The organism is Helicobacter pylori (assembly GCF_006439795.1).
GTDB classification, from domain to species: domain Bacteria; phylum Campylobacterota; class Campylobacteria; order Campylobacterales; family Helicobacteraceae; genus Helicobacter; species Helicobacter pylori_CR.
Genome location: NZ_VEYL01000021.1, coordinates 1 through 26,125, shown reverse-complemented (window position 1 = coordinate 26,125; position 26,125 = coordinate 1). Strand labels below are relative to the sequence as shown.

At 38.0% G+C, this 26,125-nt stretch carries 27 protein-coding genes and 2 pseudogenes; 27 read left to right on the top strand and 2 right to left on the bottom strand.

Going from position 1 to position 26,125, the window contains the following annotated elements; genetic code table 11:
• Nucleotides 1-126 precede the first annotated feature (126 nt).
• Nucleotides 127-423, bottom strand: a pseudogene (locus FIM66_RS07635) (hypothetical protein); the annotation flags it as partial.
• 159 nt (nucleotides 424-582) lie between these two features.
• Here FIM66_RS07635 and FIM66_RS07630 point away from each other — a divergent pair.
• From FIM66_RS07630 to FIM66_RS07500, 27 genes are all read left to right on the top strand, one after another.
• Nucleotides 583-1,884: a DUF2130 domain-containing protein gene (locus FIM66_RS07630; protein ID WP_121295180.1), complete on the top strand. Its 1,302-nt coding sequence runs from the start codon at nucleotides 583-585 to the stop codon at nucleotides 1,882-1,884.
• A gap of 43 nt (nucleotides 1,885-1,927) precedes the next feature.
• A complete protein-coding gene (locus FIM66_RS07625; protein WP_140479597.1) occupies nucleotides 1,928-4,513 on the top strand; it encodes a TrlF family AAA-like ATPase in 2,586 nt (861 codons plus the stop codon).
• A gap of 14 nt (nucleotides 4,514-4,527) precedes the next feature.
• The gene (fmt, locus tag FIM66_RS07620; protein ID WP_140600344.1) at nucleotides 4,528-5,445 is read left to right on the top strand and encodes a methionyl-tRNA formyltransferase; all 918 of its coding nucleotides are present in this window, start codon (nucleotides 4,528-4,530) and stop codon (nucleotides 5,443-5,445) included.
• A complete protein-coding gene (locus FIM66_RS07615; protein WP_140600343.1) occupies nucleotides 5,442-6,080 on the top strand; it encodes a biotin--[acetyl-CoA-carboxylase] ligase in 639 nt (212 codons plus the stop codon). Before fmt ends, FIM66_RS07615 begins: the two co-directional genes overlap by 4 nt.
• Before the next feature lie 5 nt (nucleotides 6,081-6,085).
• Nucleotides 6,086-6,877 carry a chromosome partitioning ATPase Soj gene (gene soj / locus FIM66_RS07610; RefSeq protein WP_001882895.1) on the top strand — a complete coding sequence of 264 codons (792 nt, stop codon included), beginning with the start codon at nucleotides 6,086-6,088 and terminating at the stop codon, nucleotides 6,875-6,877.
• A gap of 3 nt (nucleotides 6,878-6,880) precedes the next feature.
• A complete protein-coding gene (locus tag FIM66_RS07605; RefSeq protein WP_120928159.1) occupies nucleotides 6,881-7,753 on the top strand; it encodes a ParB/RepB/Spo0J family partition protein in 873 nt (290 codons plus the stop codon).
• Between the two features lie 109 nt (nucleotides 7,754-7,862).
• Nucleotides 7,863-8,297 (top strand): FoF1 ATP synthase subunit B', encoded by a 435-nt coding sequence (locus tag FIM66_RS07600; protein ID WP_140548755.1) that lies wholly within the window; start codon nucleotides 7,863-7,865, stop codon nucleotides 8,295-8,297.
• A 3-nt stretch (nucleotides 8,298-8,300) separates the two neighbouring features.
• Complete coding sequence (locus tag FIM66_RS07595; RefSeq protein ID WP_033617145.1) at nucleotides 8,301-8,816, top strand: F0F1 ATP synthase subunit B; 516 nt, start codon at nucleotides 8,301-8,303, stop codon at nucleotides 8,814-8,816.
• Entirely contained in the window at nucleotides 8,817-9,359 is a 543-nt protein-coding gene (locus tag FIM66_RS07590; protein ID WP_140479591.1) for a F0F1 ATP synthase subunit delta, read from the top strand.
• A gap of 22 nt (nucleotides 9,360-9,381) precedes the next feature.
• On the top strand, nucleotides 9,382-10,893 hold the full coding sequence (gene atpA / locus FIM66_RS07585; protein ID WP_078302962.1) for a F0F1 ATP synthase subunit alpha: 1,512 nt from the start codon (nucleotides 9,382-9,384) through the stop codon (nucleotides 10,891-10,893).
• Between the two features lie 14 nt (nucleotides 10,894-10,907).
• Nucleotides 10,908-11,813, top strand: coding sequence for an ATP synthase F1 subunit gamma (atpG, locus tag FIM66_RS07580; RefSeq protein ID WP_140600342.1), 906 nt, complete (start codon nucleotides 10,908-10,910; stop codon nucleotides 11,811-11,813).
• A 32-nt stretch (nucleotides 11,814-11,845) separates the two neighbouring features.
• Nucleotides 11,846-13,246, top strand: a complete 1,401-nt coding sequence (atpD, locus tag FIM66_RS07575; protein WP_194146111.1) for a F0F1 ATP synthase subunit beta — start codon at nucleotides 11,846-11,848, stop codon at nucleotides 13,244-13,246.
• 10 nt (nucleotides 13,247-13,256) lie between these two features.
• Nucleotides 13,257-13,628, top strand: a complete 372-nt coding sequence (gene atpC / locus FIM66_RS07570; RefSeq protein WP_001196333.1) for an ATP synthase F1 subunit epsilon — start codon at nucleotides 13,257-13,259, stop codon at nucleotides 13,626-13,628.
• A gap of 10 nt (nucleotides 13,629-13,638) precedes the next feature.
• Entirely contained in the window at nucleotides 13,639-14,202 is a 564-nt protein-coding gene (locus FIM66_RS07565) for a MotA/TolQ/ExbB proton channel family protein (RefSeq protein ID WP_079361425.1), read from the top strand.
• Between the two features lie 51 nt (nucleotides 14,203-14,253).
• Nucleotides 14,254-14,655 carry an ExbD/TolR family protein gene (locus tag FIM66_RS07560; RefSeq protein ID WP_001105106.1) on the top strand — a complete coding sequence of 134 codons (402 nt, stop codon included), beginning with the start codon at nucleotides 14,254-14,256 and terminating at the stop codon, nucleotides 14,653-14,655.
• Nucleotides 14,656-14,673: 18 nt separating this feature from the next.
• Complete coding sequence (locus FIM66_RS07555) at nucleotides 14,674-15,486, top strand: energy transducer TonB (RefSeq protein ID WP_140479587.1); 813 nt, start codon at nucleotides 14,674-14,676, stop codon at nucleotides 15,484-15,486.
• Entirely contained in the window at nucleotides 15,483-16,736 is a 1,254-nt protein-coding gene (gene tolB, locus FIM66_RS07550) for a Tol-Pal system protein TolB (RefSeq protein ID WP_140600341.1), read from the top strand. The genes FIM66_RS07555 and tolB overlap by 4 nt, the downstream gene beginning before the upstream one ends.
• A 66-nt stretch (nucleotides 16,737-16,802) precedes the next feature.
• Nucleotides 16,803-17,342: an outer membrane protein Omp18 gene (locus tag FIM66_RS07545; RefSeq protein ID WP_000831149.1), complete on the top strand. Its 540-nt coding sequence runs from the start codon at nucleotides 16,803-16,805 to the stop codon at nucleotides 17,340-17,342.
• 7 nt (nucleotides 17,343-17,349) lie between these two features.
• Nucleotides 17,350-18,345: a hypothetical protein gene (locus tag FIM66_RS07540; RefSeq protein ID WP_140600340.1), complete on the top strand. Its 996-nt coding sequence runs from the start codon at nucleotides 17,350-17,352 to the stop codon at nucleotides 18,343-18,345.
• On the top strand, nucleotides 18,332-18,898 hold the full coding sequence (locus FIM66_RS07535; protein WP_140600339.1) for an FKBP-type peptidyl-prolyl cis-trans isomerase: 567 nt from the start codon (nucleotides 18,332-18,334) through the stop codon (nucleotides 18,896-18,898). The genes FIM66_RS07540 and FIM66_RS07535 overlap by 14 nt, the downstream gene beginning before the upstream one ends.
• A 21-nt stretch (nucleotides 18,899-18,919) precedes the next feature.
• A complete protein-coding gene (locus tag FIM66_RS07530; RefSeq protein WP_001088955.1) occupies nucleotides 18,920-19,126 on the top strand; it encodes a hypothetical protein in 207 nt (68 codons plus the stop codon).
• A 63-nt stretch (nucleotides 19,127-19,189) separates the two neighbouring features.
• Nucleotides 19,190-19,393 carry a flagellar biosynthesis anti-sigma factor FlgM gene (locus FIM66_RS07525; RefSeq protein WP_001847242.1) on the top strand — a complete coding sequence of 68 codons (204 nt, stop codon included), beginning with the start codon at nucleotides 19,190-19,192 and terminating at the stop codon, nucleotides 19,391-19,393.
• A 138-nt stretch (nucleotides 19,394-19,531) separates the two neighbouring features.
• Nucleotides 19,532-20,488: a DNA cytosine methyltransferase gene (locus FIM66_RS07520; protein WP_423752423.1), complete on the top strand. Its 957-nt coding sequence runs from the start codon at nucleotides 19,532-19,534 to the stop codon at nucleotides 20,486-20,488.
• A 129-nt stretch (nucleotides 20,489-20,617) separates the two neighbouring features.
• Entirely contained in the window at nucleotides 20,618-21,052 is a 435-nt protein-coding gene (locus tag FIM66_RS07515) for a hypothetical protein (RefSeq protein WP_120937793.1), read from the top strand.
• 1 nt (nucleotide 21,053) lies between these two features.
• Nucleotides 21,054-22,874 (top strand): flagellar hook-associated protein FlgK, encoded by a 1,821-nt coding sequence (gene flgK, locus FIM66_RS07510; RefSeq protein ID WP_140600337.1) that lies wholly within the window; start codon nucleotides 21,054-21,056, stop codon nucleotides 22,872-22,874.
• Between the two features lie 176 nt (nucleotides 22,875-23,050).
• Nucleotides 23,051-24,754: a gamma-glutamyltransferase gene (ggt, locus tag FIM66_RS07505; protein ID WP_140600336.1), complete on the top strand. Its 1,704-nt coding sequence runs from the start codon at nucleotides 23,051-23,053 to the stop codon at nucleotides 24,752-24,754.
• Between the two features lie 244 nt (nucleotides 24,755-24,998).
• On the top strand, nucleotides 24,999-25,769 hold the full coding sequence (locus tag FIM66_RS07500) for an HP1117 family Sel1-like repeat protein (RefSeq protein WP_140600345.1): 771 nt from the start codon (nucleotides 24,999-25,001) through the stop codon (nucleotides 25,767-25,769).
• Between the two features lie 3 nt (nucleotides 25,770-25,772).
• On the opposite strand, the pseudogene FIM66_RS08350 reads toward FIM66_RS07500, so the two are convergent.
• Nucleotides 25,773-26,016: pseudogene (locus tag FIM66_RS08350) on the bottom strand (hypothetical protein).
• Between the last annotated feature and the right edge of the window lie 109 nt (nucleotides 26,017-26,125).

Here is a 26,125-nt window from a genome sequence, read left to right as displayed (position 1 = left end):
AATACTTGTTTTTGGTTTTTACTGCTTATGGCTTTTGTTGTTTCGCTTTGTTTTTCTTGTGTTTTGGTTGCTTGCTGTTTGCTCTTTAATTAAAGTTAGTGCTTTCTTGTTTGCTGTTTTAAATTCTATAATGGAATTGAGCGTAATAAATGTGCTGTAGGGTTTTAATAAGGGATTTCTATTGTGTGGAGTGAGTTTGATAATACCTCTAAAAGCAATTGTTTTTATACTTTTGTTTTCATCAGATTGGTTTTGTAAAATAACTTGTTCTAAAAAATAATTGATAAGTAAAGCTCTATGCGCCGATATGGGTCTGGGGATGGACGCCTTTTGTAATGCTAATGCAAGACTTCTTTCTACCCTATTGTTCTCTAAGACTTGCTCTTTTGGGACAACTTGCAACTGATCGATCATTACCTCAATTGTCTCATTTTCTTCATTTATAGTGTAATTTTTATGCGAAGGGTATTTTTTGCCTTGTTTAAAGCCCTATTTTACTGAACTTATTGGATAAAACCTGCTTAAGTTAAATTGATCCCATTCTATTATAAAATATAAAAAACCAAATCTTAAAGGAAAACCATGCAAGAAAATCAAACCATTCCTTTTAAATGCCCCAAGTGTCAAGAGCCATTTAATGTGAGTGAAGCACTATACAAACAGATTGAGCTAGAAAATCAAAATAAGTTTTTAGCCCAGCAAAAAGAGTTTGAAAAAGAGGTGAATGCAAAAAGAGTGCAGTATCAAAGCTATTTCAAAAATTTAGAGCAAAAAGAAGAGGCCCTAAAAGAGCGAGAGAAAGAGCAACAGGCTCAATTTGATGAGGCGGTCAAACAAGCGAGTGCTTTAGCTTTGCAAGATGAAAGGGCTAAAATCATTGAAGAAGCTAGGAAAAACGCTTTTTTAGAGCAGCAAAAGGGCTTGGAATTGTTGCAAAAAGAATTAGACGAGAAGTCCAAACAAGTCCAGGAATTGCACCAAAAAGAAGCGGAAATTGAAAGGCTCAAAAGAGAAAATAACGAAGCCGAGAGCCGCTTGAAAGCTGAAAATGAAAAAAAATTGAATGAAAAATTGGAACTGGAAAGGGAAAAAATAGAAAAATCCTTGCATGAAAAAAATGAATTGAAATTCAAGCAGCAAGAAGAGCAATTAGAAATGTTAAGAAACGAGTTGAAAAACGCTCAAAGAAAGGCGGAGTTAAGCTCGCAGCAATTCCAGGGCGAGGTGCAAGAGTTAGCGATTGAAGAGTTTTTGAGGCAAAAATTCCCCCTAGATAGCATTGAAGAAATCAAAAAAGGGCAAAGAGGGGGCGATTGCATTCAAGTGGTGCATACCAGGGAATTTCAAAATTGCGGGAAAATTTATTATGAGAGCAAACGCACTAAAGAATTTCAAAAAGCTTGGGTTGAAAAGCTTAAAAGCGACATGCGAGAGATTGGGGCTGATGTGGGAGTCATTGTGAGTGAAGTGCTGCCTAAAGAGATGGAGAGAATGGGGTTATTTGAGGGGGTGTGGGTGTGTTCGTTTGAAGAGTTTAAGGGGTTGAGCACGGTGTTAAGAGAAGGGGTTATTCAAGTGAGTTTGGCTAAAAAAAGTCAGGAAAATAAGGGCGATAAAGTGAATCTGCTCTATCATTATTTGACAAGCTCTGAATTTTCTATGCAAGTGAATGCGATTATAGAGGGGTTTGAGCAATTGAGAGCGGATTTAGAAAGCGAAAAACGCGCGATGGCTAGGATCTGGAAAAGCAGGGAAAAACAAATTGACAAAGTGTTTGAGGGCACGATTAACATGTATGGCTCTATCAAGGGCATTGCGGGTAATGCGATAGGGCAAGTGAAAGCGCTAGAGCTTGGGTATGATGGGGAGGATTTAGAAGATTAGTTTTAGTGGTGCACTTTGAGATAATATTATATTAGGAGAAAATATGGGCAATAAAGATCATAGTAAAGGTTCAAGTTGGCATAAATGGGATTTGCATGCGCATACGCCATGTACAAATTTAAAAAAGGAATATAAATGTTCTGAAGAGGAGTTTATACAAAAATTATGCGATAGCCAAATTGATTGCATTGGATTAACGAACTATTTTAAGTTTAATGAGAAAGAATTTGATTTAAAAGAAAAAATAGAAAAGAAAAGCATCAAGGTTTTTTATAATTTAGAAGTTAGGTTGGATTATCAAAATAAGGAAGATCAGTGTTTGGATTTCCATATTATTTTTTCAGATAAGGTTACACAACAAGAAATAGACAATTTTTTAAGGAATGCAGATGCCAATGTTGGTGGAATTGAGAAACAACTTGCAGATTTAGAAAAGGATGATTTTGATAAAGCGGTAGTTAATTTTGATAAATTGTTGGAATGTTTAGAAAAAGAGTCTTTAAAATTGAGAGGAAAGTATTTATTAGGGTTTTTATCAAGAGGGCATGGTAATTCTCGTAGTAGCAGTAATGATAAAAAAATAGCTAATAAGTCGCATTTTTTAATCCACTCATCAGATAACCAAGAAAATCTTAAAAAGGATAGAGAATTTTGGCTTAAACATAACAAATCTCTCTTACAGAGTAGCGATGCCCACAAAGAGGAGCAAATAGGGAAAAAATACACTTGGATAAAAGCAGAAAAAACCTTTGAGGGGTTAAAACAAATTATTTATGAGCCAGAAACAAGAGTGAGTATTAACGAAAATAAACCTCAAAATCCTTTGTATAAGATAGATTGCATAGAGTTAAACTTTGATGAAGCGGTAAAGATCACCAATGAAAAAGGAGAGATTCCTTTTTGTTATGCAGGATTTAATGAAACGCTATTTTTTAGTCCGTATTTTACTTGTGTGATAGGAGGTAGAGGGAGCGGTAAAAGCACTTTGTTACAATTAATAGCATCAGCAATTAAAAATAAAAGTTTTGTTAAAGGCTTAAGGCTTGAAACAATTCAAAAGTCTTTAAAAATACAGCCAAACATAGACATAGTGGATAGCGTAGAGTATTTAGCTCAAAATGAAGTAGAAGAATTTGCTACTAATGTTTCAAAATTCACAGAGGCTATTTTTAACCGAATAGATAGCAAGTCAAGTGGAAAACTTAAGGAGTTAGAAAAGCAAATCAAAGAAAGCATTGAAAAATTTGATGAGCAAATTAGATATTGGCAAGAAAAGACCAAACTAGAAGAACAACTAAAAGAGAGCGAAAAAATAAGAAAGAAATACCAAAGCATTATAGATGCTTTTACAGATAAAAACTATTTGGACAAAAAAGACAAATTGCAAGCAAAACGCCAAGTGCTAATTGATTTAGAACAATCTAAAGTGGGGTTTTGGACTTTTATTGAAGAATTAAAACGGGTGGTGAATTTTGAATCAAAAGAAAACATGGAAGAAAAAAATAGCTATGATAAAGTCTATAACCAACTCAAACAAAATATTTGTAAGGAACTTGAACAGATAGATATAAATATAAAAAACGGGTGTTTTAAAAGCGATGAGGAGAACATAAGAACGCTAAAAACAGAACACGAAGCATTGAGCCAAGAGATTGGGGAATTTCTTAAAGAAAAAGGCGTGAGCGATGAAAATATAGGAGATATTAGAAACGCTAATTACCATTTAGCAAACATAAAAATGGACATTGATGATTTAGAGCGTGAAATGAAAGAGATTGCTAACAAAATAAAGGGTTTTTCTTATGGAGATATTGATAAAAATATTGAAGAGTTTAAACAACAAATCAATGAAGAATTAGGCAAAATCAATTCGACTTTTGAAGAAATTTCAAAAAATCATAAAGAAGTGAAACCAATTACCATAAAATATCGTTTGAATGAAGATGTTTTTGAAGGGGTTTTTGAGGATTTTGATAAGTTGGTGGATAAGGGTTTTAATATCCAAAGACACCAATCAAAAATCAAGGAATATTTAAAGGAAATTGAATTAAAAGACATTATAGATATGCAACATGCAGATTTTATAGAAAGGCTTGATAGTCTAATTGAAAATAAAAAAGCGGCATTTTATGAAACCATGAAAGATATATTTGATAGAGAAATTCATTTTCAAATCTATCGGCTTCTCATTCTCAAACATTTAAGGAATGTTGAAAAATATAAAATTTTTGAAGTCCGTTATGACAAAAGAGCTTTAAATGAAACTTCCTTTGGGCAAAGATGCACTGCTGTATTGGTTGTCCTTTTATCTTTAGGGAATAACCCTATCATCATTGATGAGCCAGAAGCACACTTGGATAGCACCTTAATCGCTAATTATTTAGTTGCTTTAATCAAAAAACGGAAGCAAGAAAGACAAATTATTTTTGCCACCCATAACGCTAATTTTGTTTTGAACGCTGATGCAGAGTTAATTATTCAGTTAAAAAATGAGAATAATGAGATAGTCGCGCAATCTTTTACGATTGAGAGCAATGAATATAAAGAGGATTTATTGAAATTAGAGGGAGGTGAAAAAGCTTTTAAGGATCGTGAAAGAAAGTATGGCATTATAAAAGATAAAAATTAAAAACAAGGAATAACATGCGCATTGTATTTATGGGAACGCCTGGTTTTGCTGAAGTGATCTTAAGGGCGTTGGTTGAAAATAAAAATAACCATATAGAAGTGGTGGGGCTATTCACTCAAAGGGACAAACCTTTTGGGCGCAAAAAAGAATTGAAAGCCCCAGAGACTAAAACATACATTTTAGAAAATCATTTAAATATCCCCATTTTCCAGCCGCAAAGTTTGAAAGAGCCTGAAGTCCAAATCTTAAAAGGTTTGAAGCCTGATTTTATCGTGGTGGTGGCTTATGGTAAGATTTTGTCTAAAGAGGTTTTAACCATCGCTCCTTGTATTAATGTGCATGCGTCGTTATTGCCTAAATACAGGGGGGCTTCGCCCATTCATGAGATGATACTCAATGACGATAGGATTTATGGCATAAGCACCATGCTTATGGATTTGGAATTGGATAGCGGGGATATTTTAGAGAGCGCTTCTTTTTTGAGAGAAGATTATTTGGATTTAGACGCTTTAAGTTTAAAATTAGCGTGCATGGGGGCGACTCTGCTTCTTTCAACGCTCAAAAATTTCTATTCCATCACAAGAAAGCCTCAAGATCACATGCAGGCTAGTTTTTGTAAAAAAATCACCAAAGCTGATGGTTTAGTGGGTTTTAAAGACGCTAAAAGCTTGTTTTTAAAATCGCTTGCGTTTAAATCTTGGCCAGAAATCTTTTTAGAAAGTAACCTTAAGCTTTTAGAAGTGGGGTTGGTGGAGAATGAAAAGAGCCACAAGGAAGGCGAGATTTTAGCAATTGATGAAAAAGGCGTTTTTGTAGGCTGCTTGAAAGGCAGCGTGCGTATAGCAAGGTTGCAAGCGGTGGGTAAAAAGCCTTTGAAAGCGAAGGATTATTTGAATGGCAAGCGTTTGAAAGTGGGCGGTATTTTGGCATGAGAAAATGTGAAAAAAGGGTTTTTGAGAGCCTGCCTTCCACGCAAACCTATCTTTTAGAAAAACTTAAAAACGATGCGCTCAAAGCCCCTGTTTTGATTGTGGCTAAAAACCAAAGCGCCGGGATAGGCAGTAGGGGGAATATTTGGGAGGGTGTGGAAAGTGCTTTGACTTTTTCGCTCGCTTTAAACGCAAGCGATTTGCCTAAAGATTTGCCCATGCAAGCGAACGCTTTGTATTTGGGGTTTTTATTCAAAGAGGTTTTAAAAGAGCTAGGCTCTCAAACCTGGCTTAAATGGCCTAACGATTTGTATTTAGGGGGTCAAAAAATAGGGGGCGTGCTGGTTAATGCTTATAAAGACATGCGGGTGTGCGGCATTGGCGTGAATAAGGTTTCAACAAAATGGGCATGTTTAGATATTGGCGCGAGCGATGATTGGATTATAGAGGGCTTTTTAAAAAAAATAGAAGAAAATCTGTTTTGGGGGGAAGTTTTAAGTAAGTATGCGTTAGAATTTCATAAAAACAACTCTTTTAGCTTCCATAATGATTGCGGCGAAGCGGTGAGTTTGAAAGATGCGGAATTGTTAGAAGACGGCCGTGTTTGTATTAAAGGTAAGATTTATGATAGGACGTGAGTATGATGAATGAAATCATTGCAGTGGCTAATCAAAAAGGGGGTGTGGGCAAAACGACAACAGCGGTTAATTTAGCGGCTTCTTTAGCGGCACATGAAAAAAAAATTTTGTTGATTGATTTTGACCCTCAAGCCAACGCCACTTCAAGCTTGGGTTTTAGGCGCGATAAAATTGATTATGATATTTATCATGTGCTGATTGGCCGTAAGCAAATTTCTCAAGTGATCTTAAAAACCCAAATGCCTTTTTTGGATCTAGTGCCTTCTAATTTGGGTTTGGCCGGGTTTGAAAAAACCTTTTATGACAGCCAAGATGAGAACAAACGAGGCGAGCTCATGCTCAAAAACGCCTTAGAGAGCGTGGTGGGGCTTTATGATTATATTATTATTGATTCCCCGCCAGCTCTTGGGCCTCTCACGATCAATTCGCTTTCAGCAGCCCATTCGGTGATCATTCCTATTCAATGCGAATTTTTTGCCCTTGAAGGCACTAAATTATTGCTTAACACCATTAGAATGCTGCAAAAAAGCACGAACCCTAAGCTCAAAATCAGAGGTTTTTTACCCACAATGCATGTCCCTCAACTCAATTTGACAAAAGGGGTTTTAGCGGAATTGTTTAAGTATTTTGACTCAGAGTTTTTTAGAGATTCAGCTACAGGAGAGTATATTATGATCCCTAAAAGCGTGAAACTAGCGGAATCGCCTAGTTTTGGCAAGCCCATTTTACTCTATGATATTAAATCTAATGGCAGTATCGCTTATCAAAAATTAGCTCAAAGCATTCTTCAAGGGTAGCATATGGCAAAAAATAAAGTGTTGGGTAGGGGTTTAGCGGATATTTTCCCTGAAATCAATGAAGTGTATGAGCAAGGGCTGTATGAAAGAGCGAATCGGGTTGTGGAGCTTGGTATTGATGAGGTGATGCCTAATCCTTACCAGCCCAGAAAAATCTTTAGCGAAGAGTCCTTAGAAGAATTAGCGCAATCCATTAAAGAACATGGTTTGTTGCAACCGGTTTTGGTGGTGAGTGAGAATGGGCGTTACCATTTGATCGCCGGTGAAAGACGCTTAAGAGCGAGCAAATTAGCTAAAATGCCTACGATTAAGGCGATTGTTGTGGATATTGAGCAAGAAAAAATGCGTGAAGTGGCGTTGATTGAAAATATCCAGCGAGAAGATTTAAACCCTTTAGAGTTAGCTAGATCTTATAAAGAATTGCTTGAAAGCTATCAAATGACTCAAGAAGAGCTGTCTAAAATCGTTAAAAAATCCCGAGCCCATGTGGCTAATATCATGCGTTTATTGACGCTCTCTTCTAAGGTTCAAAACGCTCTTTTAGAAGAAAAAATCACCTCAGGGCATGCAAAAGTCTTGGTGGGTTTAGATGAAGAAAAACAAGAATTGATCTTAAATTCCATCATAGGGCAGAAACTCAGCGTGCGCCAAACAGAAGATTTAACGCGTGATTTTAAAATAAACGCAAATTTTGACAATAAAAAACATGGTTTCAAGGAAACCCAAACGCTCATCGCTGAAGATGAATTAGAGCGCTTTAATCAAAGTTTGTGGGATCGTTACAAGCTTAAAGCGGCTTTAAAAGGGAATAAAATAGTTTTACGATGTTATAAAAATTCTCTTTTAGAGGCTTTTGTGAAAAAAATGATGTCTTAATGCTTAGATATTCTCAGTTTTTAAGCGATTTTTTGTTAAGATAGAGTTAATGTTTTTATAACAAATGCGAATTTCAAATATTTTTAGGTTTTTAGGAAAGAAATAGGCTATGAATATATCGGTTAACCCCTATTTAATGGCGGTCGTTTTTGTAGTGTTTGTGTTGTTGTTATGGGCGATGAATGTTTGGGTGTATAGGCCTTTGTTGGCTTTTATGGATAACAGACAGGCAGAGATAAAGGATAGCTTGGCTAAAATCAAAACGGATAACACCCAAAGCGTGGAGATTGGCCATCAAATTGAGACTCTTCTTAAGGAAGCTGCTGAAAAGCGCAGAGAAATGATAGCAGAAGCGATTCAAAAAGCCACAGAGTCCTATGACGCTGTGATCAAGCAAAAAGAGAACGAACTCAATCAAGAGTTTGAAGCGTTCGCAAAGCAATTACAAAATGAAAAGCAAGTCTTAAAAGAGCAGTTGCAAGTGCAAATGCCGGTATTTGAAGACGAGTTAAACAAGCGTGTGGCTATGGGTTTAGGGAGTTGATAGATGGTGTTAGTTAAAATGGTGTTAGGGTTTTTGATCCTTTTAAGCCCTTTGTGCGCTACTGGATTGGATATTTCACAAACGGACATTATAGAGCGATCTTTAAATTTCCTCTTATTTGCGGGGATTTTGTGGTATTTTTTGGCTAAAAAACTGCGTTCATTTTTACGCTCTAAAAGCCTTGAAATCTCCAAACGATTAGAAGAGATTCAAGCCCAACTTAAAGTGAGTAAAGAAAATAAGAAAAAACTCCTTAAAGAATTAGAGCAAGCCAAAGAAAAAGCTGAATTGATTATTTCTGATGCGAATAAAGAAGCCTACACGATCACGCAAAAATACGAATTGCAAACCAAAATGGATGTGGAAAATTTGATCAAAAATTCTAAGGCGTTGATGGATTTAGAAGTTAAAAAGATCAAAAGAGAGCTGGTTGAAAGCGTTTTTAAAGATCTAAGAGAGAGCAAAAAAGTGTCTTTCAATGTGCAAGATTGCGTGAATATTTTGAAACAAAGGCTTTAAATGCAAGATTTAAAAGTGATCTCTAAGCATTATGCTAAGGCGTTGAAAAACCACACTAAAGGCGATTTAGCGTTATTGGAAGAAATCGTTGTGGGGCTTAAAAATGCAGCAGAAGCCATAAAATTGCATAAACTCAACCAGGTGTTAGCCCATGTTTCTTTAAAAGTTAAAAAAGAGATTGTGTTAGAAGTTTTAGAAAAAATAACCTCCACAAAAGCATGTTCAGTTTTAAAGCCTGTAATGGAAGTGGTGTTAAAAAATAACCGGCTTGATATGTTGGAATTAGTCGCTGAAGAGCTGTCTTTTGATTCTAAAAGGACTTTAGAAGCCACGCTTTTAGTTCCGCAAAAGCTTGAAAATAAGGAGCTAGAAGAAGTACAACAAAAATTGCAAGCGCGTTTTAACGCTCCTGTAGAAATCGCTCAAGACACTTGGTCTAAAAAGGGGGTTTCTTTGAGCGTTTCAAGCCTGGATTTAGAAATAGGCTTTTCTAAAGAAGATATTTTAAAGAAAATAGAAAAACAGGTTATTCAATCTATTTAATCAATCTAAGGAGATAAAGATAATGTCCCAACTAAAATTGGAAGAAATCAGCTCGGTTATTGAAGAAAAAATCAAGAATTTTGAACTTGATTGCGATATGGCTGAAGTAGGAAAAGTTGTTTCATATGCTGATGGTGTGGCTAAGGTTTATGGCTTAAATGGTGTGATGTCGTATGAAGTGCTGGAGTTTGAAACAGGGGATAAAGGTGTTGCGGCTAACTTAGAAGAAGATAGCGTTGGCGTGATTGTGTTTGGTTTTGGCAACAATATTAAAGAGGGGACTAGCGTTAAACGCACGAAGAGTTTGATGAAAGTTCCTGTTGGCGATGCGGTTGTAGGGCGCGTGTTGAACGCTTTGGGTGAGCCTATTGATGGCAAGGGTGAGATAGAAACGAATGAGTTTAGTCTCATCGAGCAAAAAGCCCCGGGCATTATGGACAGAAAATCTGTGCATGAGCCTTTACAAACTGGTATTAAAGCCATTGATGCGTTGGTGCCTATTGGGTGCGGGCAAAGGGAATTGATTATTGGGGATAAACAAACCGGTAAAACCACCGTAGCGATCGATGCGATCATTAACCAAAAAGGGCAAAATGTGATCTGTATCTATGTGGCTATTGGGCAAAAAGAATCCACTGTTGCGCAAGTGGTCCGCAAATTAGAAGAATACGGGGCGATGGAATACAGCGTCGTGATCAACGCTTCGGCTTCAGATTCAGCTGCGATGCAATATTTAGCCCCTTATTCAGGTGTGGCTATGGGGGAATACTTTAGAGATCATGCCCGCCATGCCCTAATCATTTATGACGATTTGAGTAAGCATGCTGTCGCTTACAGAGAGATTTCTTTGATTTTGAGGAGACCCCCAGGTAGGGAGGCTTTTCCTGGAGATGTGTTTTATATCCACTCACGGCTTTTAGAAAGAGCGGCTAAACTTTGCGATGAAAAGGGTGCTGGCTCTTTGACCGCACTCCCTATTGTGGAAACTCAAGCGGGCGATGTTTCAGCTTATATCCCTACGAATATCATTTCTATTACAGACGGGCAAATTTTCTTAGAAACGGATTTGTTTTATTCAGGAATCCGCCCGGCTATCAATGTGGGCTTGTCGGTTTCAAGGGTTGGAGGGGCCGCTCAAATCAAAGCGACCAAGCAGGTTTCAGGGACTTTGCGCCTGGATTTAGCGCAATACAGAGAGTTGCAAGCCTTCACACAATTCGCTTCTGATTTAGATGAAGCGAGTAAAAAGCAATTAGAAAGGGGGCAACGCATGGTAGAAGTGCTGAAACAAGCCCCTTATTCGCCCTTGCCTATTGAAAAGCAAGTGGTCATTATTTACGCTGGGGCTAAGGGCTTTTTAGATAGCGTGAGCGTGAAAAAAGTCGTGGATTTTGAAGAGCAACTGCACCCTTTCTTGGAAGCAAAATACCCCCAAGTTTTAGAAGAAATCCACACTAAAAAAGTGCTAGATAAGGATTTGGAAGCCATGCTAAGAAAAGTTTTAGAGGAATTTAAGCTCACTTATAGCGAGTAGGAGACGGCTAGAATATGGCGAATTTAAGAGACATTAGAAAGAAAATTGGAAGCGTTAAAAACACGCAAAAAATCACGCATGCGATGAAACTCGTTTCCACTTCCAAGCTAAGAAAGGCCGAAGAAGTTGCAAGAAATTCTAGAGCGTATGCAATGAAACTAGACGCTGTGTTTGATGATGTGCTATCCAAGATGAAAAATCAAGGGATTGAAGACATTCAAAGCAAGTATTTTAGGGAACTAGAAAGACTTGAAATCAAAAAAGTGGATATTATTTTTATCACAGCCGATAAGGGGCTTTGTGGGGGCTTTAACACCAATACCATTAAAAAAGTTTTAGCATGCACGAATGAATACAAAGAAAAAGACATTAAAGTGCGTTTGCGCGGTATTGGTAAAAAGGGTAATGAGTATTTTAGCTTTAATGGGATAGAGGTTTTAGACAAGATCAATAATTTGAGTTCTATGCCTAATTATGAACGCGCGCAGGAATTCATGAAAAAAGTGGTAGAGGATTATTTGAGTGGGAAAACCGATAAGGTGATTATCATTCATAATGGCTTTAAAAACATGATCACTCAAGAAACAAGAGTCAAAACAATTTTGCCTATTGGGTATAAAATCATCCACCAAAACCCCCAGCCTAGTGAGTCTCAAGAGACCATTACTAGTGAGCCAAGCGGGAGTGAAGATGAAATTTTAGACTCTTTAGCAGAAAAATATGTGGAGTATAGTTTATACTACGCTTTGATTGATTCTTTAGCCGCAGAGCATAGCGCTAGAATGCAGGCTATGGATACAGCGACGAATAACGCTAAAGATTTGGTTAAGACTTTAACCATTTCTTATAATAAAGCCAGACAAGAGGCGATTACGACCGAGCTAGTAGAAATCAATGCTGGCGTAGAAGCCCTAAAATAAAAATTACATTAAAATAAGGAGCGATGAAAGCGATGGAAGGTAAAATCATTCAGGTTTTAGGCCCTGTGGTAGATGTGGAATTTGAATCCTATCTACCGGCGATTTTTGAAGCGTTAGACATTAATTTTGAAGTCAATGGTGTTCAAAAGTCTTTAGTTTTAGAGGTGGCAGCCCATTTGGGCGGTAATCGGGTGCGAGCGATTGCTATGGATATGACAGAAGGCTTAGTGCGTAACCAAGTGGTGAAGGCTCGTGGCAGGATGATTGAAGTGCCTGTGGGCGAAGAAGTGTTAGGGCGTATTTTTAATGTTGTGGGCGAGAGTATTGACAATTTAGAGCCTCTTAAGCCGTCCTTAACTTGGCCCATTCACAGAAAAGCCCCTAGTTTTGAACAACAAAGCACTAAAACAGAAATGTTTGAAACCGGCATTAAAGTCATTGATTTGCTCGCGCCTTATTCTAAGGGTGGTAAAGTAGGCTTGTTTGGTGGGGCTGGCGTGGGGAAAACGGTGATCATTATGGAGCTTATCCACAATGTGGCTTATAAGCATAACGGGTATTCGGTGTTTGCAGGTGTAGGGGAGCGCACCAGAGAAGGGAACGATCTGTATTTTGAGATGAAAGAAGGGGGCGTTTTAGACAAAGTCGCGCTGTGCTATGGGCAAATGAATGAGCCACCAGGCGCTAGGAATCGCATCGCATTCACCGGCTTGACGATGGCGGAGTATTTTCGTGATGAAAAGGGCTTAGATGTGTTGATGTTTATTGACAACATCTTTAGATACGCTCAAAGCGGTGCGGAAATGAGCGCGCTATTAGGCCGTATCCCTTCAGCTGTGGGGTATCAGCCCACGCTAGCCGGGGAAATGGGGAAACTTCAAGAGCGTATCGCTTCCACTAAAAATGGCTCTATCACTTCGGTTCAAGCGGTGTATGTGCCAGCAGACGACTTGACTGACCCAGCCCCTGCTTCGGTGTTTGCGCATTTGGATGCGACTACGGTATTGAACAGAAAGATCGCTGAAAAAGGGATTTATCCTGCAGTTGATCCCTTGGATTCCACTTCAAGGATTTTAAGCCCTCAAATGATCGGTGAGAAACACTATGAAATCGCTACCGGTATCCAGCAAGTTTTGCAAAAATACAAGGATTTGCAAGATATTATTGCGATTTTGGGATTAGACGAATTGAGCGAAGAGGATAAAAAGATTGTTGAGAGGGCCAGAAAAATTGAGAAGTTTTTATCCCAGCCGTTTTTTGTGGCTGAAGTGTTTACGGGAAGTCCCGGTAAGTATGTGACCCTCCAAGAGACTTTAGAGGGCTTTGGAGGGATTTTAGAAGGCAAATACGATCATATTCCTGAGAACGCATTTTACATGGTGGGCAGCATTCAAGAGGTTTTAGAAAAAGCTAAAAACATGAAAAATTCCTAAGGGTTTTGTGATGGCTTTGTTGAAAATTAGTGTGGTAGTTCCTGAGGGGGAAGTTTATACAGGAGAGGTTAAAAGCGTTGTGTTGCCAGGAGTTGAAGGGGAATTTGGAGTGCTTTATGGGCATAGCAACATGATCACCTTGCTTCAGGCAGGAGTGGTTGAGATTGAAACAGAAAACCAAAAAGAGCACATTGCGATCAATTGGGGCTATGCAGAAGTTACTAATGAACGGGTGGATATTTTAGCCGATGGGGCGGTCTTTATTAAAAGAGAATCAGACGACAGAGACGATGCTATCTCTAGGGCTAAAAAGCTTTTAGAGGACGCAAGCTCTGACAGGTTAGCGGTCTCTAGCGTGCTGGCTAAGATTGAGTCTCTTTAAGGGGATAATCATGTTGGATTCAATCGTTTATTTTTTCAATAAGAGCGGGTTTGTTACCACGCTTGTTTTAGTTTGGATTTCGCTTTATTTGGTGATGACTTTATGGGTCTTTTTGTATAAAAGCATTGTGTTAAAGATTGAACTCAGGCGCGAGATGCAATCTTTATCTAACATTCTTAATGGAGTGCAAGACGCTCCAGAGCATTTTATGTTTAATAAAAAAAGAAATGATGAGACCTATTCTAATGAATTGTTGCAAGCTTGGAAACATCAAGTTCTTAAACAAAGCACGACGGGTTTAGTGGTGTTGAGCATTATCTCTTCTACAGCCCCCTTTATTGGCTTGTTTGGGACGGTAGTTGAAATTTTAGAAGCGTTTAACAATTTGGGCGCGTTAGGTCAAGCTTCTTTTGGGGTGATCGCGCCCATTATTTCTAAGGCTCTTATTGCCACCGCTGCAGGGATTTTAGCGGCCATTCCAGCCTATTCTTTTTACTTGATTTTAAAACGCAAGGTGTATGATTTATCGGTTTATGTGCAGATGCAAGTGGATATTTTGTCTTCTAAAAAATAAAGCTTTAAGGGGATTTTATAAATATCTTAAATAGGGAGTTAGAAGGTTTTTATGAATTATGATAACTATTGGGATGAAGACAAGCCAGAACTCAATATCACGCCTTTAGTGGATGTGATGCTTGTTTTATTGGCTATTCTTATGGTAACGACGCCCACTCTCACTTATAAAGAAGAGATTGCTTTGCCTTCTGGTTCAAAAACTGCTAGAGCCACTCAAGATAAAATGATAGAGATCCGCATGGATAAAGACGCAAAAATCTATATAGATAGTCAAACCTATGAATACAACTCCTTCCCGGATACTTTCAACTTGCTTTCTAAGAAATACGATAAAGATACTAGGGTTAGTATCCGCGCGGACAAGCGATTGACTTATGATAAAGTGATCTATTTGTTAAAAACGATTAAAGAAGCAGGTTTTTTAAAAGTTTCTTTAATCACAAGTCCTTAAAAAGTAGGGCTAATTTGCATGAGTAAGAGCGCGATCTTTGTTGTTTCTGGCTTTTTAGCGTTTTTGCTCTATGCTTTGTTATTATATGGTTTGTTGCTAGAAAGGCACAATAAAGAAGCGGAGAAAATCCTTTTAGATTTGGGCAAAAAAAACGAACAAGTCATTGATTTGAATTTAGAAGATTTGCCAAGCGATGAAAAAAAAGATGAAAAAATCGCTGAAAAAGCAGAAGAAAAAAAAGATGAAAAAGTAGTTGAAAAAAATACAACTGATAAGGAGGGCGATTTTATTGATCCTAAAGAACAAGAAGAAAGCCTTGAAAATATTTTTTCTTCACTCAATGATTTTCAAGAAAAGACAGACACAAACGCTCAAAAAAATGAGCAAGAAGAAGAGCAAAGGCGTTTAAAAGAGCAGCAACGCTTAAAGCAAAACCAAAAAAATCAAGAGATGTTGAAAGGTTTGCAACAGAATTTGGATCAATTCGCACAAAAACTAGAAAGCGTTAAAAACAAAACTTTAGATTTGCAAATCCCTAAACAAGATGGGGTTGATGAAAAAGCCTATCAAGAGTGGTATGCTCAAATCTATCAGATTTTATATAAAGGTTGGAAAGGGGTTTTTTATCACAAGGCTTCAGTGAGCGCGCTGATTATGATCACTAAAGATGGAGAGTTTGATTATACCATTCTTAGTTACTCCGATTTTAAGGATTATAACAAAAGTGTGATGACCCTTTTAAATGATTTAAAGAAAGTGGATTTCCCCCCATATCCTGGAGGCAACATGATTTCTATTCAAGTTAATTTCACCACTAAGGAAGAACAATGAGGTATTTATGGCTTTTTTTAATATATACTATAGGGCTTTTTGCAACAGATAAAACACTAGATATTATTAAAACCATTCAAAAACTTCCTAAGATTGAAGTGCGCTACTCTATAGATAACGATGCCAATTACGCTTTAAAATTGCATGAAGTCTTAGCGAATGATTTAAAGACTAGCCAGCATTTTGATGTTTCTCAAAACAAGGATCAAGGCGCTATCAATTACGCAGAACTTAAAGATAAAAAATTCCAACTTATAGCGCTGGTGAGCGTGGCGGTAGAAAACGGCAATAAAATTTCACGATTAAAACTTTATGATGTCAATACAAGCACTCTTGTTAAAACTTTTGACTACCCCATTTTAAGTGCTGATCTATACCCTTTTGCAGCGCACAACATGGCCATTGTGGTGAATGATTATTTAAAAGCCCCTTCTATCGCTTGGATGAAGCGCCTTATTGTTTTTTCTAAATACATTGGACCAGGAATCACAAATATCGCCTTAGCCGATTATACGATGCGTTATCAAAAAGAAATCATCAAAAACAATAGGCTCAATATTTTCCCTAAATGGGCGAACGCTGAACAAACGGAGTTTTATTACACGCAATATGGCGAAAGAACGCCCATGATTTTAAAATACAACATTCAAAAAGCCACTCATGAAAATATCGCTAGTTCTCAAGGAATGGCTGTGGTCTCTAGCGTGAGTTCTGATGGCTCTAAAATTTTAATGTCTTTAGCCCCTGATGGCCAACCGGATGTGTATTTGTATGACACGCATAAAAAAACTAAGACCAAAATAACGCGCTATCCTGGGATAGATGTCTCAGGAGTGTTTTTAGAAGATGACAAGTCTATGGCTTTTGTTTCGGATAGATCCGGTTATCCTAACATCTACATGAAGAAATTGGGGTTAAAAGAGAGCGCGGAGCAACTCCTTTATGAAGGAAGAAGCAATGAATCCATTGACGCTTATAAAGATAGTATTGTGTATGTGAGCCGGGAAAACCTTAATGAATTTGGCAAAACGGTGTTTAATTTGAATTTGATCACTCTAAATAGCAAATATATCCGCAGGCTTACCGTGAATGGCTCTAACCAGATGCCTCGTTTTTCTACGGATGGGAGAAATATCATGTATATCAAAAAGACACCCCAAGAATACGCCATGGGGCTTATTTTGCTAGACTATAATCAGAGTTTTTTATTCCCTTTAAAGAATGTGAAAATACAAGCCTTTGATTGGTAAGGTTAAATTAAGCGAATGTGAGTTAATATTTACACTTATTAAAATTTGATTCTTGGAGAATTTATAATGAAGAGATCTTCTGTATTTAGTTTCTTGGTAGCTTTTTTATTGGTAGCTGGCTGTAGTCATAAAATGGATAATAAGACTGTGGCTGGCGATGTGAGCGCTAAAACGGTTCAGACTGCACCTGTTACTACAGAGCCAGCTCCAGAGAAAGAAGAGCCTAAACAAGAGCCAGCTCCAGTGGTTGAAGAAAAACCGGCTATTGAGAGCGGGACTATCATCGCTTCTATTTATTTTGATTTTGACAAGTATGAGATCAAAGAATCCGATCAAGAGACTTTAGATGAAATCGTGCAAAAAGCTAAAGAAAACCACATGCAAGTGCTTTTGGAAGGCAATACCGATGAATTTGGCTCTAGCGAATACAACCAAGCGCTTGGCGTTAAAAGGACTTTGAGCGTGAAAAATGCTTTAGTCATTAAAGGGGTAGAAAAAGATATGATCAAAACCATCAGTTTTGGTGAAACCAAACCCAAATGCACCCAAAAAACTAGAGAATGTTACAAAGAAAACAGAAGAGTGGATGTCAAATTAGTGAAGTAATTCTAGGATGAAAAGGCTTTTTTTTATCCCTTTTATCGCTCCCTTTTTTCTCAATGGGGAGCCTTCAGCGTTTGATTTGCAAAGCGGGGCTACTAAAAAAGAACTCAAGCAGTTGCAAGTCAATAGTAAGAATTTTTCTAATATTTTGACCAAAATCCATTCGCAAGTAGAGGCTAACACTCAAGCTCAAGAGGGTCTAAGGAGCGTTTATGAGGGGCAGGCTAATAAGATTAAAGATCTCAATAACGCTATCCTTTCCCAAGAAGAATCCTTGCGAGCCTTAAAAGCCTCGCAAGAAGTGCAAGCTAACACATTAAAGCAGCAATCGCAAACTTTAGAGGATTTGAGGAATGAGATCCACGCTAACCAGCAAGCTATCCAGCAGTTAGACAAGCAAAACAAAGAGATGAGTGAATTATTGACCAAGTTAAGCCAGGATTTGGTTTCGCAAATCGCCTTAATCCAAAAAGCCCTCAAAGAACAAGAGGAAAAAGCTGAAAAGCCGCTCAAATCAAGCGTTCCGGCCAATAAAAACCTCTCTTTAAAAGCCGAAGCCTCAAAAAATCAAGAGAAAAAAATCCAAGAAAAGGCGAAAGTTGAGTTTGATAAAGACTTGTCTAAGCAAAAAGAGATTTTTCAAGAAGCTCTGTCTTTTTTTAGAAACAAATCCTATGCAGAAGCCAAAGAGCGTTTATTGTGGTTAGAAGCCAATAGTTACAGACTTTATTATGTGCGTTATGTGCTTGGAGAAGTGGCTTATGGAGAAAAGAAATATAGAGAAGCGATCAAGTATTACAAAGAGAGCGCTCTTTTAAATAAAAAAGCGTCTTACATGCCTGTGCTTTTGTGGCATACGGCATGGTCGTTTAAAAAAATCAAAGACGATCAAAACTATTATAAATTTTTAAACACTTTGCAACACTTGTATCCTTCAAGCGAACAAGCTAAAATGGCACAAAAAATCTTAGAAAACAAGGAGAAACACCACCATGCAAAACCATGATTTAGAATCAATCAAACAAGCCGCTTTGATTGAATATGAAGTGAGAGAACAAGGCTCTAGCGAAGTGCTAGACAGCAATATTTCTAAAGAGCCTTTAGAGTTTATTATAGGCGCTAATCAGATCATAGCAGGGTTAGAAAAGGCGGTATTAAAGGCTCAAATTGGCGAGTGGGAAGAGGTTGTTATCGCCCCAGAAGAAGCTTATGGGGTTTATGAAAGCAGCTATTTGCAAGAAGTCCCTAGAGATCAATTTGAAGGCATTGAATTAGAAAAAGGCATGAGCGTTTTTGGGCAAACTGAAGACAACCAAACCATTCAAGCCACTATCAAAGACTTTAGCAACACGCATGTGATGGTGGATTATAACCACCCGTTAGCCGGGAAAACTTTAGCGTTTCGTTTCAAGGTTTTAGGTTTTAGGGAAGTGAGCGAAGAAGAAATTTTAGCTTCACACCATGGCGGTGGGACAGGTTGCTGTGGCGGTCATGGGGGTCATGGCGGAAAGAAAGGTGGGGGCTGTGGTTGCTCATGTTCGCATGGGTATAAGGTATAGGAGTCTTTAAAAGGCAAGGTCATGAATAGTTCTAATCTCAAAAATTGGCTATTCCCTACCATTTGCTTTTTTTTATTTTGTTATATTTTAATTTTTTTAATGTTTTTTATGTTTAAAAGTTTGCAATCGCAATCGTTTGGCTCTGTGGCAGAAACCGGAAAAAAACCCATCACCACCACCAAGAAATTTGGTAAGGAATTGCAAAAACAGATTTCAAAAATCCATTAACTTTTTTTCTTTTTTGCCGATACTTGCTGTAATGGAATGAATATCAAATTAAAGGATTTTACAATGATTAATGCCGTTTCTTCTCTTGCTCCGGTGCAGTCTTTGGGGAATTATAAGCGTGTGGAAAAGAATGAAAAAGTTGAAAACAATGAGGTTGCTCTTGATAGGGTAGCTGAAATCAAGAAAGCGATTGAAAATAACCAGTATAAAATCAACTTGCATGAGACTTCTCACAAAATGGCACAGGATTTATTGGGGATAAGCTAGGGGTTTAAGGGCTTCATTTCTAGGAGGGTTCTTCTTGCAGTCGTTTTTTATTTTAAATTTTAGTTTTTTATGTTTTGAAATGAGTTTGTCGCTTTCTTAAATAGGGCGTGTTTTTAGTCGTGTGTCAGGAATGATTGGTTGGGAATTTTAACTTTTATGGATTTTTGTTCTGGTATTGGTGGAGGCCGTTTGGGCTTGGAGCAATGCCATTTAAAATGCGTAGGGCATGCAGAAATCAATCATGAAGCCCTTAGAACTTATGAATTATTTTTTAAAGATACCCGTAATTTTGGGGATTTGATGCGAATCAACCCTAATGATTTGCCCGATTTTGATGTGCTCATTAGCGGGTTTCCTTGTCAAGCTTTTTCTATTAATGGCAAAAGGAAAGGGCTTGAAGACGAGAGAGGGACGATTATTTATGGGCTTATTCGCATTTTAAAAGTTAAACAGCCTAAATGTTTCTTGCTTGAAAATGTTAAGGGCTTGATCAACCATAAGCAACAAGAAACTTTTAAAACCATTATCAAGGCCTTGCAAGAAGCGGGCTATACAACTTATTATCAAATTTTAAACAGCGCTGATTTCCAATTAGCCCAAAAGAGAGAACGCCTTTATATCGTAGGGTTTAGAAAGGATTTGAAATATCATTTTGTCTTTCCTTTAGGTTTAGCCAATGACTATCATTTTGAATATTTTTTAGACGCTGATAATGAGTGTTATTTGGATATTAATAACGCTGCATTTCAAAGATACTTGCACAACCGATACAACCATAACCGGGTTTTTTTAGAGAATATTTTAACTTTAGAAAACGCCGTTTTAGACACAAGACAATCTGATTTAAGGTTGTATTTTAATGTTTTTCCTACTTTAAGGACTTCTCGGCATGGCCTATTTTATATTCAAAAAGGCAAAATCAAAAAATTAAACGCAACTGAAAGTTTGCTTTTGCAAGGATTTCCTAGGGATTTGATCGCTAAGATTAAAGATAATCCTAACTTTAAAGAAAGCCATTTGCTATCGCAAGCAGGGAATGCGATGAGCGTGAATGCGATTGCTGCAATCGCTAAACAAATGTTAAAGGCGATTTAATAAGGGAGCTTTAAGGGGAGAATGATTTCAAAATACCCCCTATCCCCTTAAGAAATTGGGTTTTATCATCAAATAAAATGGCATAGTATTTGCTTGAATACGGCTGAAACAAGAGCTAAAGGATTTGTTATGGTCGTTTTACATTCTCATTTAGAAAACGCGCTCAACCAATTGAAAGCATTGATTGATTTAACGGAGCGCGATATAAGAGACATCAAGCTCGCTAAACACACCGAAATTTTTGAAAGAAACCATCAAAAACAGCTAGCGATTCAAGCTTTTGAGAAAGAAAAAGCGAATATAGATGCGCAAATGTTATCTTTAAAAAATCAATTCCCTAATAAAGAAATGAGTGAATTATTAGACGAAAAAACGAGCGATTTTTTAAACCAAATGCGAGAGTCCTTGTTTGTTTTGAAAGAAAAAAACTTGATTTATTCGCGCATGGCGTTTGCGGTTTCTGAGTTTTATTCTTCGCTCATCCAACAAATCATTCCCCATGACACTTGCGACTATAAAGGCTCTAGGCATGTGGGGAGCCATTTTTTAAGAGTGCAGGCGTAAAATGGGCGGGATTTTATCTTCACTCAACACTTCTTACACGGGCCTACAAGCCCATCAGAGCATGGTGGATGTTACCGGGAATAACATTTCTAACGCTAGCGATGAATTTTATAGCCGTCAGCGCGTGATCGCAAAGCCCCAAGCGGCCTATATGTATGGCACTAAAAATGTGAATATGGGCGTGGATGTAGAAGCCATTGAAAGGGTGCATGATGAGTTTGTTTTTGCTCGTTACACGAAGGCTAATTACGAAAACACTTATTACGATACAGAGTTTTCGCATTTAAAAGAAGCGAGCGCGTATTTTCCGGACATTGATGAAGCGAGCCTTTTTACGGATTTGCAAGATTATTTTAACTCATGGAAAGAATTGTCTAAAAACGCCAAAGACTCCGCTCAAAAACAGGCTCTCGCTCAAAAAACAGAAGCTTTAACGCACAACATTAAAGACACCAGAGAAAGATTAACGACCTTACAGCATAAGGCAAGTGAAGAATTAAAAAGCGTGATTAAAGAAGTCAATAGCTTGGGTTCTCAAATCGCTGAGATCAATAAACGCATCAAAGAAGTGGAAAATAACAAGAGTTTAAAGCATGCCAATGAATTAAGGGATAAGCGAGATGAGTTGGAATTCCATTTGCGAGAGCTTTTAGGGGGGAATGTTTTTAAAAGCAGCATTAAAACTCATTCGCTCACCGATAAAGACTCAGCGGATTTTGATGAGAGCTATAACCTTAATATCGGGCATGGGTTCAATATCATTGATGGCTCTATTTTCCATCCTTTAGTGGTTAAAGAATCCGAAAATAAAGGGGGTTTGAACCAGGTTTATTTTCAAAGCGATGATTTTAAGGTTACTAATATTACTGACAAGCTCAATCAAGGGAAAGTGGGGGCGTTATTGAATGTGTATAATGACGGCTCTAACGGGACTTTAAAGGGCAAGTTGCAAGATTATATTGATTTGTTGGATTCTTTTGCTAGGGGCTTGATAGAATCCACTAATGCGATTTACGCTCAAAGCGCGAGTCATCATATTGAGAGCGAGCCTGTGGAGTTTAATAGCGATGAAGCCTTTAAAGACACGAACTACAATATCAAAAACGGCTCGTTTGACTTAATCGCTTACAACACCGATGGTAAAGAAATCGCCAGAAAAACCATTGCTATCACGCCCATTACAACCATGAACGATATTATCCAAGCCATTAACGCTAACACCGATGACAATCAAGATAATAACACCGAAAACGATTTTGATGATTATTTCACAGCGAGCTTTAACAATGAGACTAAAAAGTTTGTTATCCAGCCTAAAAACGCTTCGCAAGGGTTGTTTGTTTCTATGAAAGATAACGGCACGAATTTTATGGGAGCGTTAAAGCTCAACCCGTTTTTTCAAGGCGATGACGCTTCTAATATCAGCTTGAATAAAGAATACAAAAAAGAGCCTACCACTATCCGCCCATGGCTTGCCCCCATTAACGGGAATTTTGATGTGGCGAACATGATGCAGCAATTGCAATACGATAGCGTGGATTTTTATAACGACAAGTTTGACATCAAACCAATGAAAATCAGCGAGTTTTATCAATTTTTAACCGGTAGAATCAACACGGACGCTGAAAAATCAGGGCGTATCTTGGACACTAAAAAGAGCATGTTAGAAACCATTAAAAAAGAGCAACTCTCTATTTCGCAAGTGAGCGTGGATGAAGAAATGGTGAATCTAATCAAGTTTCAAAGCGGCTATGCGGCTAACGCTAAGGTCATTAGCGCCATTGATCGGATGATAGACACTTTATTGGGGATTAAACAATAAGTTTTCTACCCATAGCGTTTTTATCAAATAAGCCTTATTAAACTTATTTTTTGAACTCTATTTATTTTAAAACTCATTAACAATGATGCTTAATAGCTTTTATAGGCTATAAGCAAGAGAGTGCATTGTAAAGCTTATGCTATAATAACGATTATTGTTGATTGAAAGGAAAACAGATGAGACGGAGTTTTTTAAAGACGATTGGCTTGGGCGTGATAGCGCTCTCTTTGGGTTTGTTAAACCCTTTGAGCGCGGCGAGTTACCCTCCCATTAAAAACACTAAAGTAGGCTTAGCCCTTTCTAGCCACCCGCTAGCCACTGAAATTGGGCAAAAGGTTTTAGAAGAGGGAGGTAATGCGATTGATGCGGCTGTAGCGATGGGATTTGCTCTAGCGGTTGTCCATCCGGCAGCAGGCAATATTGGTGGTGGGGGTTTTGCGGTTATCCATTTGGCTAATGGTGAAAATGTTGCCTTAGATTTTAGAGAAAAAGCCCCTTTAAAAGCCACTAAAAACATGTTTTTAGACAAGCAAGGTAATGTAGTCCCTAAACTCAGCGAAGACGGCTATTTGGCGGCTGGAGTTCCTGGAACGGTGGCAGGCATGGAAGCGATGTTGAAAAAATACGGCACCAAAAAACTATCGCAACTCATTGATCCTGCTATTAAATTGGCTGAAAATGGTTATGCGATTTCACAAAGACAAGCAGAAACCCTAAAGGAAGCAAGGGAGCGGTTTTTAAAATACAGTTCTAGCAAAAAGTATTTTTTTAAAAAAGGGCATCTTGATTATCAAGAGGGGGATTTGTTTGTCCAAAAAGATTTAGCCAAGACTTTGAATCAAATCAAAACGCTAGGCACTAAAGGCTTTTATCAAGGGCAAGTCGCTGATCTTATTGAGAAAGACATGAAAAAAAACGGAGGGATTATCACTAAAGAAGATTTAGCCAGTTACAATGTGAAATGGCGCAAACCCGTGGTGGGGAGTTATCGTGGGTATAAGATCATTTCTATGTCGCCGCCAAGTTCGGGAGGTACGCATTTGATTCAGATTTTAAATGTCATGGAAAATGCGGATTTAAGCGCCCTTGGGTATGGGGCTTCTAAGAATATCCATATCGCTGCAGAAGCGATGCGCCAGGCTTATGCAGACCGATCGGTTTATATGGGAGACGCTGATTTTGTTTCAGTGCCGGTGGATAAATTGATTAATAAAGCGTATGCCAAAAAGATTTTTGACACTATCCAGCCAGATACGGTTACGCCAAGCTCTCAAATCAAACCAGGAATGGGGCAGTTGCATGAAGGGAGCAATACTACGCATTATTCTGTAGCGGACAGGTGGGGGAATGCGGTCAGCGTTACTTACACCATTAACGCTTCTTATGGAAGCGCTGCTAGTATTGATGGGGCAGGATTTTTATTGAACAATGAAATGGATGATTTTTCCATAAAGCCTGGGAATCCTAATCTTTATAGTTTAGTAGGGGGCGATGCGAATGCGATTGAAGCCAATAAGCGCCCTTTAAGCTCCATGTCGCCTACGATTGTGTTGAAAAACAATAAGGTTTTTTTGGTGGTGGGAAGCCCTGGAGGGTCTAGGATTATCACTACGGTGTTGCAAGTGATTTCCAATGTCATTGATTATAACATGAATATTTCTGAAGCGGTCTCAGCCCCAAGATTTCACATGCAATGGTTGCCTGATGAATTGAGGATTGAAAAGTTTGGCATGCCCGCTGATGTGAAAGATAACCTCACTAAAATGGGCTATCAAATCGTTACTAAGCCGGTCATGGGCGATGTGAATGCGATCCAAGTTTTACCTAAAACTAAAGGGAGCGTTTTCTATGGGGCAACGGATCCAAGGAAAGAATTTTAATCCTATTTAGCCTTATTTTTTTGGGAGGGGGGACTTTTTTAGCGAGAAAATCTTAAATTGAGTTTTAAAATTCATAAAAATAGTGTAAGATTTCTCATTACAAGAGATGATATTAGATCTAAAATGGTGTATGCAGAATGGAGTTTGAGAATGTTTGCTGGTTCTAGAACGCATGCAATTTCTTTTTTAAGATTTGGTAGCCATTGATATTATGTTTGATCTTATTAATAGCAGAGGAGTAACAATGGGATACGCAAGCAAATTAGCCTTGAAGATTTGTTTGGCAAGTTTATGTTTATTTAGCACTCTTGGTGCAGAACATCTTGAACAAAAAAGGAATTATATTTATAAAGGGGAGGAAGCCTATAATAATAAGGAATATGAGCGGGCGGCTTCTTTTTATAAGAGCGCTATTAAAAATGGCGAACCGCTTGCTTATGTTCTTTTAGGGATCATGTATGAAAATGGTAGGGGTGTGCCTAAAGATTACAAGAAAGCGGCTGAATATTTTCAAAAAGCGGTTGATAACGATATACCTAGAGGGTATAACAATTTAGGCGTGATGTATAAAGAGGGTAGGGGCGTTCCTAAAGATGAAAAGAAAGCCGTGGAGTATTTTAGAATAGCTACAGAGAAAGGCTATACTAACGCCTATATCAACTTAGGCATCATGTATATGGAGGGTAGGGGAGTTCCAAGCAACTATGTGAAAGCGACAGAATGCTTTAGAAAAGCGATGCATAAGGGTAATGTAGAAGCTTATATCCTTTTAGGGGATATTTATTATAGCGGGAACGATCAGTTGGGTATTGAACCAGATAAAGATAAGGCGATTGTCTATTATAAAATGGCGGCTGATATGAGTTCTTCTAGAGCTTATGAAGGGTTAGCGGAGTCTTATCGGTATGGGTTAGGCGTGGAAAAAGATAAGCAAAAGGCTGAAGAATACATGCAAAAAGCATGTGATTTTGACATTGATAAAAATTGTAAGAAAAAGAACACTTCAAGCCGATAACCCTCAAGCTTGGGCTTGATTCAAGGATTTTTGTTTTTTTTATGCTAGGTGGCATGTTTTTTGAACAATTGATTTGAAGCGATAGATTAAAGACATTGCATTTTTCATGGCTAAGTAGCCTTATAGCAAAAACTTTAGCCAAAATATTGTTTGCTATAATTTTGCTGTTTGCCTTGCCTAAATACTCCCCCTGCCTTAACAAACCCCCTAAATTTACCAACTCCAAACAATAGCGAGCGGTTTTCATAAGCTTTTTAAGAATGATGCTAAGATCGCAGAAAGCCTAAAGCCAGCCACCACCAAGAACTTAAGCCAAGGTTTAGCGACCACTTTAAGCGGAGCGTTAAAATACCAAT

What these genes read in the sequence shown, in the direction of transcription:
- FIM66_RS07630 (WP_121295180.1), top strand. Translation starts at nt 583, where the DNA reads ATGCAAGAAAATCAAACCATTCCTTTTAAATGCCCCAAGTGTCAAGAG.
- FIM66_RS07625 (WP_140479597.1), top strand. Translation starts at nt 1,928, where the DNA reads ATGGGCAATAAAGATCATAGTAAAGGTTCAAGTTGGCATAAATGGGAT.
- fmt (WP_140600344.1), top strand. Translation starts at nt 4,528, where the DNA reads ATGCGCATTGTATTTATGGGAACGCCTGGTTTTGCTGAAGTGATCTTA.
- FIM66_RS07615 (WP_140600343.1), top strand. Translation starts at nt 5,442, where the DNA reads ATGAGAAAATGTGAAAAAAGGGTTTTTGAGAGCCTGCCTTCCACGCAA.
- soj (WP_001882895.1), top strand. Translation starts at nt 6,086, where the DNA reads ATGAATGAAATCATTGCAGTGGCTAATCAAAAAGGGGGTGTGGGCAAA.
- FIM66_RS07605 (WP_120928159.1), top strand. Translation starts at nt 6,881, where the DNA reads ATGGCAAAAAATAAAGTGTTGGGTAGGGGTTTAGCGGATATTTTCCCT.
- FIM66_RS07600 (WP_140548755.1), top strand. Translation starts at nt 7,863, where the DNA reads ATGAATATATCGGTTAACCCCTATTTAATGGCGGTCGTTTTTGTAGTG.
- FIM66_RS07595 (WP_033617145.1), top strand. Translation starts at nt 8,301, where the DNA reads ATGGTGTTAGTTAAAATGGTGTTAGGGTTTTTGATCCTTTTAAGCCCT.
- FIM66_RS07590 (WP_140479591.1), top strand. Translation starts at nt 8,817, where the DNA reads ATGCAAGATTTAAAAGTGATCTCTAAGCATTATGCTAAGGCGTTGAAA.
- atpA (WP_078302962.1), top strand. Translation starts at nt 9,382, where the DNA reads ATGTCCCAACTAAAATTGGAAGAAATCAGCTCGGTTATTGAAGAAAAA.
- atpG (WP_140600342.1), top strand. Translation starts at nt 10,908, where the DNA reads ATGGCGAATTTAAGAGACATTAGAAAGAAAATTGGAAGCGTTAAAAAC.
- atpD (WP_194146111.1), top strand. Translation starts at nt 11,846, where the DNA reads ATGGAAGGTAAAATCATTCAGGTTTTAGGCCCTGTGGTAGATGTGGAA.
- atpC (WP_001196333.1), top strand. Translation starts at nt 13,257, where the DNA reads ATGGCTTTGTTGAAAATTAGTGTGGTAGTTCCTGAGGGGGAAGTTTAT.
- FIM66_RS07565 (WP_079361425.1), top strand. Translation starts at nt 13,639, where the DNA reads ATGTTGGATTCAATCGTTTATTTTTTCAATAAGAGCGGGTTTGTTACC.
- FIM66_RS07560 (WP_001105106.1), top strand. Translation starts at nt 14,254, where the DNA reads ATGAATTATGATAACTATTGGGATGAAGACAAGCCAGAACTCAATATC.
- FIM66_RS07555 (WP_140479587.1), top strand. Translation starts at nt 14,674, where the DNA reads ATGAGTAAGAGCGCGATCTTTGTTGTTTCTGGCTTTTTAGCGTTTTTG.
- tolB (WP_140600341.1), top strand. Translation starts at nt 15,483, where the DNA reads ATGAGGTATTTATGGCTTTTTTTAATATATACTATAGGGCTTTTTGCA.
- FIM66_RS07545 (WP_000831149.1), top strand. Translation starts at nt 16,803, where the DNA reads ATGAAGAGATCTTCTGTATTTAGTTTCTTGGTAGCTTTTTTATTGGTA.
- FIM66_RS07540 (WP_140600340.1), top strand. Translation starts at nt 17,350, where the DNA reads ATGAAAAGGCTTTTTTTTATCCCTTTTATCGCTCCCTTTTTTCTCAAT.
- FIM66_RS07535 (WP_140600339.1), top strand. Translation starts at nt 18,332, where the DNA reads ATGCAAAACCATGATTTAGAATCAATCAAACAAGCCGCTTTGATTGAA.
- FIM66_RS07530 (WP_001088955.1), top strand. Translation starts at nt 18,920, where the DNA reads ATGAATAGTTCTAATCTCAAAAATTGGCTATTCCCTACCATTTGCTTT.
- FIM66_RS07525 (WP_001847242.1), top strand. Translation starts at nt 19,190, where the DNA reads ATGATTAATGCCGTTTCTTCTCTTGCTCCGGTGCAGTCTTTGGGGAAT.
- FIM66_RS07515 (WP_120937793.1), top strand. Translation starts at nt 20,618, where the DNA reads ATGGTCGTTTTACATTCTCATTTAGAAAACGCGCTCAACCAATTGAAA.
- flgK (WP_140600337.1), top strand. Translation starts at nt 21,054, where the DNA reads ATGGGCGGGATTTTATCTTCACTCAACACTTCTTACACGGGCCTACAA.
- ggt (WP_140600336.1), top strand. Translation starts at nt 23,051, where the DNA reads ATGAGACGGAGTTTTTTAAAGACGATTGGCTTGGGCGTGATAGCGCTC.
- FIM66_RS07500 (WP_140600345.1), top strand. Translation starts at nt 24,999, where the DNA reads ATGGGATACGCAAGCAAATTAGCCTTGAAGATTTGTTTGGCAAGTTTA.